We start from the raw sequence: 12250 nt of genomic DNA on the forward strand, positions 1-12250 counted from the left end.
CTTATTCCGGGGCCGGAAAATCGCCCGCGAGGCGGGCTGACGAAGGAGTGAAGACATGATCCGTATCGCTTCGGTTTCGCTGGCCGTGCTGGCGCTCGCCGCCTGCTCGCCCGCCGAGAACACCTCCGCCCCCGCGGGCGGCAATGACACCGCCGCCGATACCGGCGCTGCGGCGACCCCGGGCGCGGTCGAACGTCCGATCCGCATCGTCGGGTCGTCGACGGTGTTTCCGTTCACCACGGCGGTCGCCGAATCCTTCGGCGCGCGCACGCAATTCTCCACCCCGGTCGTGGAATCGACCGGCACGGGCGGCGGCATGCGCCTGTTCTGCCAGGGCGTGGGCGGCGAGAATGCCGACGTCACCGGCGCGTCGCGCCGCATGACGGCCAGCGAGTTCGAGATGTGTCAGGCCAATGGCGTGACCGACATCGTGGAAATGCCGATCGGTTATGACGGCATCGTCATCGCCAATGTGAACACCGGTCCGGAACTCGACCTCAATCGCGGTCAGCTGTGGCGCGCCCTCGCGGCCCAGGTCCCGGCCGAGGATTGCACGATGATCGACAATCCGAACCGCAACTGGTCGGACATCGACCCGTCCCTGCCGGATCTGCGGATCGAAGTGTTCGGCCCGCCGCCGACCTCCGGCACGCGCGATGCCTTCGTCGAACTCGGCCTCGAAGCCGGCGCGGAAGAAGTGCACGAGGAAACCGGCTGCGAGATCCCGGAAATGGCCATGGCCCGCATCCGCGAGGACGGCGCCTGGATCGACGCCGGCGAGAATGACAACGCGATCGTCCAGACGCTGGCCAACACGCCGTCGGCCTATGGCGTCTTCGGCTATTCCTTCCTGGCGCAGAATTCCGACCGCCTGCAGGCGGCACGCGTGGAAGGCGTGGAGCCGCAGTTCGACGCGATCTCGTCGGGCGAATACCCGATCTCGCGCTCGCTCTTCGTCTATGTGAAGCGCCAGCATGTCGGCCTCGTGCCGGGCATCGAGGAATATCTCGCCGAGTTCACCTCGGACGATGCGTGGGGCGAGTTCGGCTATCTCGCCGATCGCGGCCTGATCCCGCTGCACGAAGGCGAACGCCGCGACGTCGCCGACCGCGCCGCCAATCTGCGCGTCATGGACGGCGCCCCGGAATAGGCCTTCGGTCTTGTTGGAATGATTGGACCCCGGCTCGCCAAGCGCGCCGGGGTTCTTTTTTGCTGATGGCCGCCTGAGCTGGCAGTTGCGCGACCTGGATTCCCTTCTCTCCTTTTGAAGGGGAGAAGGTGCCCGAAGGGCGGATGAGGGGTTCTGCTCCGAAATTGCGGTGAGTGGCTGTCCCCCTCACCCGGCGCTTCGCGCCATCCTCTCCCCCAAATGGGGGCGAGGGGGAAGATGGCGGGAAATTCTCCTCGCCCTTCGAGGGCCGCTGACGCGGCCACCTCAGGATGAGGAGAATACTTGTCCCTAGAACAGCGGTTTGCGTTCCGGGCGGCCGAGGCGGCGGATGCGGCGCCAGATCTTGCGGCGTTCCGGCTTCGGCTGCGGCTTGAGGTTCTTCACGAACTCCTCCGCGCACGAGCGCCAGGAGAAGCCCTCCGCGTATTCGCGGCAGCGCTCGCGCGAGCATTTCAGCGCTTCGAGGCAGGCCTCGCGCAGATCCTCGCTGACCGCGCCGGCGCCGGAACCGGGGATCAGATCCTTTGGACCCGGGGCCGGGAAGGCGGCCACCGGCGTGCCGGTGGCCATGGATTCGAGGATCACCAGGCCGAACGTGTCGGTCAGGCTGGGGAAGACGAAGACGTCGGCGTCGGCGAAATGGCGGGCAAGCTCGTCGCCATACATGCCGCCGAGGAATTTCACCTCGGGGTATTTCTTCTTCAATTCCTCGAGCTGCGGGCCGGGGCCGATCACCACCTTGGTGCCGGGCAGTTCGACCTTGAGGAAGGCCTCGATGTTCTTTTCCACTGCGACGCGGCCGACATAGAGGAAGACCGGGCCTTCGATGTCCTTGAAGACGCCGCCATCAATGCCGCGCTTCGACGGGTGGAAGAGCTCGGTGTCCACACCGCGCGCCCACGGCGTGATGTTCTTGAAGCCGCGCTTTTCGAGGTCCTCGCGCATCGAGGGCGTCGCGACCATCAGGCGGCCGCCCGCGTCGTGGAACCAGCGCATGAAGGAATAGCCGGCTTTCACCGGGATGAAGGGGAAGCGTGCGTTCACATATTCCGGGAATTTCGTGTGATAGCTGGTGGTGAAGGGCAGCTTCCACTTGATGCAGACCGCGCGCGCCGCCATGCCGAGCGTGCCCTCGGTGGCGATGTGGATCGCCTCGGGCTCGAATTCCTTGAAGCGTTCCTCGATCTGCTTGCGCGCGCCGAGCGCCAGCTGGATTTCCGGATAGGTCGGCAGCGGCATGGTGCGGAAGCCGAGGCCGGGATGGATCACCTCGATCTCGTGGCCCATCTCGCGGCATTCCTCGGTCACGCGGGTCAGCGTGCGCACGACGCCATTCACCTGCGGTTCCCAGGCGTCCGTCACCAGCATGATGCGCTGGGGCCGGTCGTCTGCCTCGGATTCGGGGGCTTCGGATTCGGGAGCCTCGGAAACGGGGGTTTCGGCGGGTGCGGATGGCGTGTTCGTGTCGGTCATGGCGCTTTCCTAGACCATTCGCGGCGCTTGGCGAAGAGGGGCGGGCGGTTGCCCGGCGTGATTGTGCGGTGCAGCGCAGAAACACCGGCCGCGCACAGCCAATAACCGTCGATTTTCACGGCCTGAATGACTATGGATCGGCCCGACGCAGCCCCCATGTGACGGAGCCTCATCCATGTCGTCATCCGAACCGCGCCGCATTGTCGACTGGGACGCCATCGATGCGGTGAAGTTCCGCAACGAGACCGAAGCGGCGCGCGGCCTGATCGGCCGCATCGCGCTCGACGCCGAGGCGCAGGCCTCGATCCGCGACTCGGCCATCGACCTGGTGCACCGCGCGCGCAAGATGACGCTGAAGCGCGGCCTGATGGAGAGCTTCCTCCAGGAATTCGGCCTGTCCAACAAGGAAGGCCTGGCGCTGATGTGCCTCGCCGAGGCACTGCTGCGCGTGCCGGACGCGGAGACCGCCGACCGGCTGATCGCGGAGAAGATCTCCTCGGGGAAGTGGAATGAGCATATCGGCCGGTCGGAGAACTGGCTGGTCAACGCCTCGACGCTCGGCCTGATGCTGACCGGCCAGCTGGTCGATGTCGATCACGAGGCGCGCGCCGAACCGGGCGTCTATTTCCGCAATCTGACCCAGCGCATGGGCGAGCCGGTGATCCGCGCCGCCGTGATGCAGGCGATGCGGATCCTGGGCGAGCAATTCGTGCTCGGCCGCACGATCGAGGCGGCGCTGAAGCGCGGCCACAAGCGGGAAGGCGCGCTGCATTCCTTCGACATGCTGGGCGAGGGCGCACGCACCGCGAAGGACGCGGCGCGCTATCACAAGCGCTACATGGATGCGATCGCCGCGGTCGGGAAAGCGCGCGGCGCGGGGCCGATCGAAAGCGTTGACGGCGTCTCCGTGAAGCTGTCGGCCCTGCATCCGCGCTATCTGGCGGTGAAGGAAAGCCGCGTCTTCGACGAGCTCTATCCGATGGTGCTTGAGCAGTGCGAAGCCGCGGCGAAGGCCGATATCGGCCTCTGCCTCGACGCGGAGGAAAGCGACCGGCTGGTCATTTCGCTGAAACTGCTGGAGCGCCTCGCGCAGGAGCCGTCCTTGAAGGCGTGGCAGGGGCTGGGCCTCGCCATCCAAGGCTATCAGAAGCGCTGCGAGAAGGTGATCGAAGGGCTGATCGCGCTGGGCCGGGCGACCGGGCGGCGCTTCCTCGTGCGGCTGGTGAAGGGCGCCTACTGGGACAGCGAGGTGAAATGGGCGCAGCAGAATGGCTGGCCGGACTTCCCGGTCTGGACGACCAAGCCGGCGACCGATCTCAATTATCTCGCCTGCGCGCGCATGATGCTGGGCGCGCCGGACGCGATCTATTCCCAGTTCGCGACGCACAATGCGCACTCGCTGTCGGCGATCCGCACGCTGGCCGCAGAAGCGGGCGTGGAACGGTACGAATTCCAGCGCCTGCACGGCATGGGTGAGCCGCTCTACGACGCGGCGCACGACGCGTTCGGCGCCTTCCCGGTGCGTATCTATGCGCCGGTCGGCAGCCATGAGGATTTGCTGCCCTATCTGGTGCGCCGTCTTCTGGAGAACGGGGCGAACACGTCCTTCGTGCACTCCTTCCTCGACGAGACCGTTCCGGCCGAGGACGTGGCGCGCGGCCCGTTCGAGGGTGCGGATTCGATCGACCGCCACCCCTTCATCCCGGCTCCTCCGAAGCTCTACGGTTCGCGCCGGACCAATTCGGCGGGCACCGATCTCAGCCAGGTCCCGGTGCGCGAACGCATCGCCAGGGCCATCGCCGATTTCGACAAGGCGCGCCCGATCAAGGCGAGCGCGCTGGTCAATGGCAAGGAGATGGGCGGCAAGGCCGAGGACGTGACCTCTCCCGCCGACCGCAGCCGTGTCGTCGGCACGGTCGCCGAGGCGAGCGAAGAGGCGATCGGCAGCGCCTTCACCGTCGCCGCGAAGGCGCAGGGCGACTGGGACCGCCGCGGCGGGGTGGAGCGCGGGGCGATCCTTCGCGACATGGCCGATGCGCTCGAGGGCGAGACCGACCGCCTCTTGGCGCTGATGGCGCGCGAAGCCGGCAAGACTTTGCCAGACGGCATCGCCGAAGTGCGCGAGGCGGTCGATTTCCTGCGCTATTACGCGGCGGAAGCCGAACAGAAATTCGCCGCGCCGGACCGCCTGCCGGGACCCGCGGGGGAGACGAACCATCTGGGCCTGAAAGGCCGCGGCACGATCGTGTGCATCAGCCCGTGGAATTTCCCGCTGGCGATCTTCACCGGTCAGGTCTCGGCTGCGCTGGCGGCCGGGAACACCGTTCTGGCGAAGCCGGCCGAGCAGACGCCGCTGATCGCGTTCGAGGCGGTGAAGATCTTCCTGAAAGCCGGCCTGCCCAAAGAGGTGCTGCACCTCTTGCCCGGGCGCGGCGAGACGGTCGGCGCGGCGCTGACGAAGGACGAGCGCACGGACGGCGTCGTCTTCACCGGCTCGACCGAGGTCGCCAAGCTGATCAACCGGACGCTGGCCCAGCGCGACGGACCGATCGCGCCGCTGATCGCGGAGACGGGCGGGCTGAACGGCATGTTCGTCGACACCTCGGCGCTGAAGGAGCAGGTGATCGACGATGCGGTGATGTCGGCCTTCGGGTCGGCTGGTCAGCGTTGTTCGGCGTTGCGCATCATCTTCCTGCCGGAAGACACCGCCGACGGCTTCATCGAGGGGCTGAAGGGCGCGATGGACGAGTTGGCGCTCGGCGATCCGTCGGACCCCTTCACCGATGTCGGTCCGGTGATCGACAAGGACGCGCTCTCGCTGCTCGAACGCCACATGGAGCGGATGGGCAAGGAGGCGAAAGTCCTCAAGCAGCTGGAGACGGGATCGCTCGCCAGCCGCGGCAGCTATTTCGGCCCGGCGCTGGTCGAACTGCCCTCGCTCGACCTGATCGACCGCGAAGTGTTCGGCCCGGTGCTCCACGTCTACCGCTACAAGCGGAAGAACCTGGCCGAGATTGCCGGCAAGCTGGCGAAGAAGGGCTATGGCCTGACGCTCGGCGTCCATTCGCGGCTCGGCGGTTTCCATGATTCGGTGATCCGCGCGGTGCCGGCCGGGAATGTCTATGTGAACCGCAACATGATCGGCGCGGTCGTCGGGGTGCAGCCCTTTGGCGGCGAAGGATTGTCCGGGACCGGACCAAAGGCGGGCGGCCCGCACTACCTGGCACGCCTCGCCGCGGAAAGGACGATCACGGTCAATATCTCGGCCCAGGGCGGCGACCCGGAACTGCTGAATCTCTAGGGGAAAGCGGCGGGATTTTTTCCCGCCGGGGGCGAGTTCGAGGCGTACTGAAAAACCCCTAACAAATATCACTAGGCACAGCAGGCGATTAGGAATTCGTTAACCAAAAAATCGCGTTTCAGCCCTCCGGGGGCGTTGACCGTTCCCGCTGCCTTGATCACTATATGTTGGGTCGGCTCACGGGGCCGGACACACTATCAAGGGCTTTTAACAGGTTCGCAGCGCGAGGCCGTGCCTCCGCGCACAGCTAAGGTGCGCGCCGTGAACACCGGGGGAGTAACGTCATGACGCCTTACGATTCCGCTACGAACGTGGCACGAAAGGGATCGATGTCGGACGCGGAAAGCATCCAGCGCGGGAAACCGAAGGCGCACCATTTGCGCATCGTCGAATCGGTGAAGACCGATCCGTCGCGGGACGCGCTGCTGACCGAATTCGGCAAGAAGACGCTGACCGACCGTTATCTCCTGCCGGGCGAATCCTATCAGGACATGTTCGCGCGTGTGGCGAATGCCTATGCCGACAATCCCGAGCACGCCCAGCGCCTTTACGACTACATGTCGCGCCTGTGGTTCATGCCGGCGACGCCCGTCCTGTCGAATGGCGGCGCGACGCGCGGCCTGCCGATTTCCTGCTTCCTCAATTCGGTTGATGACAGCCTCGACGGCATTGTCGGCACCTGGAACGAGAATGTCTGGCTCGCCTCCAACGGCGGCGGTATCGGCACCTATTGGGGTCATGTCCGTTCGATCGGCGAGAAGGTCGGTCAGAACGGCCAGACCAGCGGCATCATTCCCTTCATCCGCGTGATGGATTCGCTGACGCTTGCGATCAGCCAGGGCTCGCTGCGCCGGGGCTCGGCCGCGGTCTATCTCGACATTCACCACCCGGAGATCGAGGAATTCCTGGAAATCCGGAAGCCGTCGGGCGACTTCAACCGCAAGAGCCTCAACCTCCACCACGGCATCAACATCACGGACGACTTCATGGAAGCCGTACGCGACGATGCGGATTACGATCTGCGGTCGCCGCGCTCCGGCGAAGTCGTGCGTTCGGTCAATGCGCGCAAGCTGTGGCAGAAGATCCTGGAAATCCGCCTGCAGACCGGCGAGCCCTACATCCTGTTCACCGACACGGTGAACAAGGCGCTCCCGGCGCACCAGCGCAAGCTGGGCCTGAAGGTCCGCCAGTCGAATCTGTGCTCGGAAATCACCCTGCCGACCGGCATTGACCAGAACGGCAAGGAGCGCACGGCGGTGTGCTGCCTGTCCTCGCTCAATGCGGAGAAATTCCTCGAGTGGAAGGACGACAAGCAATTCATCGAGGACGTGATGCGCTTCCTCGACAACGTCCTGCAGGACTTCATCGACCGCGCCCCGCCGGAGATGGACCGCTCGGTCTATTCCGCGCTGCAGGAGCGCTCGGTCGGCCTCGGCCTGATGGGCTTCCACTCCTTCCTTCAGGCCCAGGGCGCGCCGTTCGAAAGTGCGCTGGCGAAATCCTGGAACATGAAGATGTTCAAGCATATCCGTCAGGCCGCGGACGCGGCGTCGGTGACGCTGGCGGAAGAGAAGGGTGCCTGCCCGGATGCGGAGAAGGCCGGCGTGAAGGCGCGCTTCTCGCACAAGCTGGCCGTGGCGCCGACCGCCTCGATCTCGATCATCTGCGGCGGCACGTCCGCGGGCATCGAACCGATCCCGGCGAACTACTACGTCCACAAGACGCTGTCGGGTTCCTTCCCGGTGAAGAATGCGCAGCTTGAAGCGCTGCTGGAGGAAAAGGGCCAGAATACGCCGACCACCTGGGCGTCGATCCTGGAGCACGAGGGTTCGGTCCAGCACCTTGCCTGCCTCAGCGAGAACGAGAAAGCGATCTTCAAGACCGCGTTCGAGATCGACCAGCGCTGGGTGATCGAGCTGGCGGCCGACCGCACGCCCTATATCTGCCAGTCGCAGTCGCTCAACATCTTCCTGCCGGGCGATATCGATAAGTGGGACCTGCACATGCTGCACTGGACGGCATGGGAGCGGGGCATGAAGTCGCTCTACTATTGCCGCTCGAAATCGGTACAGCGGGTCGGCTTCGCAAACGGCACGAAATCGGACGCCGAAGTCTCGATGGAGGCGGCCGCGAAGACCGACTATGACGAGTGCCTCGCCTGCCAGTAGGCGGGTTCGCTGCGCATGCGGTTTGGGGGTCCCCGCGAAAGCGGGGATCCGAATTCTCTCAACACCTTGCGATATTCAGACCCGCGTTTTCACGGGGATTCCATGGGCGTTGACGCGGCGGATCGCTCTTGTCCGCAGTAACCCCGCTTTTACCGCACTGGCGAAATCTGCGCCCGGTTAACCCTTTTTCCCGCGAGACGCGAAGCGAAGCATGCTATTGTGTGCTTCGCGACCGTTACGGGGAGACGGGTGCCTTGATGTGCCGGATTTCGAAAATTGCGTTTCTTGCCAGCGGGTTGGCGGCTGTCGCCGCCGCGTCGCCGGCGTTCGCCCAATCGGGTGAATGGGATGCGCTCGAATCGGTCCGTGCCCCTCTGCTCCAGGAACGCCCAGGAACGCTCTCCCGCGAAGCCGCCGATGTTGCGGCCACTGCGCTGTCGGTGCGCTCCGGCCTTCCGGGCAGCGTGACCGCCTTCAACGGAACCGGGATTTCCTCGACGCCGCTGGGTGAGGCCGGGGCGATCGAGGTGCGGGTCTACGACCCTTACGAAGCTTCCATCGCGAATGTCCTGTTCGCGGCCGACGCGCTGGCAGACCGCGCGCTGGTGCATACCGGCGAAACGGCCCGGTCGAGTGTCTCGGTCGGCTATGTGATGGCCTATGACACGCCCGGCGGTGAAGGCCAGCTCGATTTCGGTATCCGCCCGCGCGCCGGGGTGAGTTTCGGACCGGACGGCACGGCGGCGGGAGCCGGCGCGGAAGTCCGCCTCGGCCAGTATCTCGATGACGCCAATGGCGTGCGTCCGTCCTGGTATGTGTTCGCCGGAGCGGAGCGCAGCGCGCTGCTCTATGACCCGAGCGCCGGTTTCAACATGCGCGACGCGATGTCGCTGCAGCCCTATGCCGTGGTCGGTGACGCCCAGGCCGGGGTCGCGATGCGCTTCGGCAGTGCCGATCTGTCGCTCGCCTATGTCCGCCGCGAGCGGGAATTCACCGCCGGGACAGAGGATTACGACGCGCACGAGGACTTCGCCGCGGTGTCGATCAGCCGCCGCTGGTAATTCAGCCACTTATCCACTGACCCTGACTCCACCGGTTGAAAACTCGATTCCGTATGCCCCCACCCCTAGACGTTTGGGTGCCATTAACCCCAATATGTTGTTAATCGAGTGTCGGGCCGCCGGCCCGCTCGCCTAACACCGCATCGCCGAAGGGGAACGCGTCCATGTCCGCCGAATCGCTGCTTCCGGGCCTCTTGACCGCCAGCCATTCCTACAAGCCGTTCCGCTATCCGTGGGCGTACGAATTCTGGAAGAAGCAGCAGCAGGTCCACTGGATGCCGGAAGAGGTTCCGCTCGGCGAGGACTGCAAGGATTGGGCGACCAAGCTGTCGGACAATGAGCGCAATCTGCTCACCCAGATCTTCCGCTTCTTCACGCAGTCCGACGTTGAAGTGAACGACAACTACATGGAGCGCTATGCGCGCGTCTTCAAACCGACAGAAGTGAAGATGATGCTGTCGGCCTTCTCCAACATGGAGACGATCCATATCGCCGCCTATGCGCTGCTGCTCGAAACCATCGGCATGCCGGACAACGAGTTCTCGGCCTTCATGGATTACGAGGCGATGCGCGACAAGCATGACTACATGCAGCGCTTCGGGGTCGAGACCGATGCCGACATCCTGCGCACGCTGGCCATGTTCGGCGCCTTCACCGAGGGGCTGCAGCTGTTTGCCAGCTTCGCGATGCTGATGAATTTCCCGCGTCTCAACAAGATGAAGGGGATGGGCCAGATCGTGTCATGGTCGGTGCGCGACGAGTCGCTGCACTGCGAAGGCATGATCAAGCTGTTCCACGAGTTTTCGAACGAGACCGGCGCGCTGACCAAATCCGTGCAGGACGACATCGTGGAAAATTGCCGCACCGTCGTGATGCTGGAGGACAAGTTCATCGATCTCGCCTTCGAGATGGGCGAGGTCGAGGGCATGAATGCGGCCGATATCAAGTCCTACATCCGCTACATCGCCGACTGGCGCCTGCGCCAGCTGAAGCTGCCGGCGCTCTACGGCGCGAAGGAGCACCCGCTGCCCTGGCTGACGGAAATTCTCAACGGGGTGGAGCACGCCAACTTCTTCGAAGCGCGCGCGACGGAATACTCCAAGGGCGCGACCAAGGGCGACTGGCACGGAGCGGACGGCGTCTGGGCGAGCTTCGACAAGATGAAGGCGCGGAACTCCCTGCCGGCGGAGTAGGGAGTTCAGCGTTCAGCCGTCGGTCTGACGGGCGCGCAGCAGGAAGAAGTGGCGTCCCCCCAGCGACACCTCCTTGTACGCACCTCCAGCCCAGAACAGGCCTTCCTCGGTCTGCTCGACCAGGATCAGCCCCTGGAAGCTGCCATTCATGTTGGCGACGGGCGGCGGGCAGCTTCTGACGGTCAACGTGATCTGATGCAGGCCCGCGGTGCCGGGGGACCCGGACTCCGGCGTCAACTGACCACTCAGTACGCATCCATTGGTTTGCGTTGTGCTCAGAGCCAGTGTCTCGTCGATCGATAGTCCGATCGAGAGCGGTGCACCGTTCATGACATAATCCATCACGAACGATCCGACAGGCGCCGGGACAAAGGCGGTGTTGAAGTCGCGCACGGCATGCGGGAAAGGCTCGTCCTCGTCGTCCGGTTCGAAGGCGAAAGTGAGGATTCTGCCGCCGAAGGTCAGCGAGCCGCCACCGTCTTCCGAGCGGATGTCGATCGCTACCTGAGGTCCCGAATACTCGCCGGTTTCCCATTCACCTGTGTAATCGGTTGAAGCTGATACAAGGAGTTCGCCCGAGATCTCGCCTTGACCTGGTTGGTCGACGGAGTTCAGCCGGGCCAATCGGACCGAAGTGCGGCTGGTGCACAGATCCTCGCCGTGCAGGCCGCGGCCGGCAATCAAGGCGAGGCGGTTCGAGCCGATCATGATGCGGTCACCGGATGTCGCGTCGCCCGGATGGGAGTGGCGCGTCGATCTCTGCTGGGTCAGGCAGCGGTCAAACCGCCAGACGCCGACAAGATCGCTTGGCGCGGGTTGAGCGCTGGCGGGTTCGTCGATTGCGGTGCTCGCGTCGCCAACCAGGGTCCATGCAAGGCTATGATCGCCGCGTCTTTCCTCGATGAAACGCAAGAAAACCCGCCGGAATGCCGGAGCACGGGGCAGTGAGTAACCAGCATCGTCCCGGACGCGCACGGAAAACAGGTGAATCGCATCCCGGTCCATCTGTACCGAGATCGTGTTTGCGCGTGGCCCGAGGCATTGGCCGTTCCCGTCCGTCTCGCAGACATCGGCCGCTGTACCGCCGCTGGCCGTCGCCACGACCGTAATCTCACTCGAAGCGCCGATATTCACCGCCGCCACGGCGGCTGCGGCCACGCCGCCCTCATTGGCGATCCGGAGGAAGCCGTCGCCGCTCGGCGTCACCATCACCGGGATGACGTCGGCCATTGGCCGTGGGCGGATGTTGAACTGAAACTGCTCGACCGGCAGGCCGCGGCTGCTCAATCGAAGCGCGTTGTGCCGTCCTTCTGCGCCATTCGGGTCGGCGCAATTCAGCCTGGGGACGGCAAAGCAGGTGCTCGACTCACAATCGGTGTTGGCGGCTCGCAGGACGAAGAAGCGGGTTCGTCCGGGCGCCATGTCGAACTCCGCGGTCCAATCCGCCAGAAAGTTTCCTGCGCTGTCAATTTCACGGTGTTCGATCCACACCCGCGCCGACGGGGGGAGCGCCGGGAAGGGCGGGTTCGGCGCGAAATAAGAGTGGGACCAATCCGTGATCCAGCATCCCTCGACCGGTTCTGTACCCGTATAGGTCAGGGCCGCCAGAACGGTGGTCTGGCCGGTCCGGTCATCCCCGCCGTCAAACTGGTCCGCGGGTCCGCGAACGCTTGGCAGAATGGAGAACCGCACGACGGGTGCTTCATCCTGGGCGCGAGCGATCGGCCCGGCGATGCTTGAAAGCAGCAGGCTGGTCAACAAGGCCCGGATCATCACGTCATCCCCAGTTGAGCATCGTCAGGCTACACGCTTTGGGCGTGCGCAACAAACGGCCCGCCAAGCCTTAATCCTCTGGACGTGCGCAGCGCGGCGAGTCTAGAAGC

Annotated in this window: 7 protein-coding genes; 5 read left to right on the forward strand and 2 right to left on the reverse strand. The window is 64.8% G+C overall.

All coding sequences use genetic code 11. The features are described from left to right. Positions 1–55 precede the first annotated feature (55 nt). Positions 56–1150: a substrate-binding domain-containing protein gene (locus tag L5876_RS07155; RefSeq protein ID WP_236955482.1), complete on the forward strand. Its 1095-nt coding sequence runs from the start codon at positions 56–58 to the stop codon at positions 1148–1150. A 309-nt stretch (positions 1151–1459) separates the two neighbouring features. On the opposite strand, the gene L5876_RS07160 is transcribed toward L5876_RS07155, so the two are convergent. Further along, positions 1460–2539 carry a glycosyltransferase family 4 protein gene (locus tag L5876_RS07160; protein ID WP_369281021.1) on the reverse strand — a complete coding sequence of 360 codons (1080 nt, stop codon included), beginning with the start codon at positions 2537–2539 and terminating at the stop codon, positions 1460–1462. 280 nt (positions 2540–2819) lie between these two features. On the opposite strand from L5876_RS07160, the gene putA reads away from it, so the two are divergent. From putA to L5876_RS07180, 4 genes are all read left to right on the forward strand, one after another. Beyond that, positions 2820–5945 carry a bifunctional proline dehydrogenase/L-glutamate gamma-semialdehyde dehydrogenase PutA gene (gene putA, locus L5876_RS07165; RefSeq protein ID WP_236955484.1) on the forward strand — a complete coding sequence of 1042 codons (3126 nt, stop codon included), beginning with the start codon at positions 2820–2822 and terminating at the stop codon, positions 5943–5945. 284 nt (positions 5946–6229) lie between these two features. Beyond that, complete coding sequence (locus L5876_RS07170; protein ID WP_236955485.1) at positions 6230–8113, forward strand: ribonucleoside-diphosphate reductase subunit alpha; 1884 nt, start codon at positions 6230–6232, stop codon at positions 8111–8113. Positions 8114–8370: 257 nt separating this feature from the next. Then, the gene (locus L5876_RS07175; RefSeq protein ID WP_236955628.1) at positions 8371–9174 is read left to right on the forward strand and encodes a lipid A-modifier LpxR family protein; all 804 of its coding nucleotides are present in this window, start codon (positions 8371–8373) and stop codon (positions 9172–9174) included. Positions 9175–9338: 164 nt separating this feature from the next. Then, positions 9339–10367 carry a ribonucleotide-diphosphate reductase subunit beta gene (locus L5876_RS07180; RefSeq protein WP_236955486.1) on the forward strand — a complete coding sequence of 343 codons (1029 nt, stop codon included), beginning with the start codon at positions 9339–9341 and terminating at the stop codon, positions 10365–10367. A gap of 12 nt (positions 10368–10379) precedes the next feature. Here L5876_RS07180 and L5876_RS07185 read toward each other — a convergent pair whose 3' ends face one another. Then, positions 10380–12143 (reverse strand): hypothetical protein, encoded by a 1764-nt coding sequence (locus L5876_RS07185; protein WP_236955488.1) that lies wholly within the window; start codon positions 12141–12143, stop codon positions 10380–10382. Between the last annotated feature and the right edge of the window lie 107 nt (positions 12144–12250).

The sequence above is a fragment of the Hyphobacterium sp. SN044 genome, from assembly GCF_021864465.1.
GTDB lineage: Bacteria > Pseudomonadota > Alphaproteobacteria > Caulobacterales > Maricaulaceae > Hyphobacterium.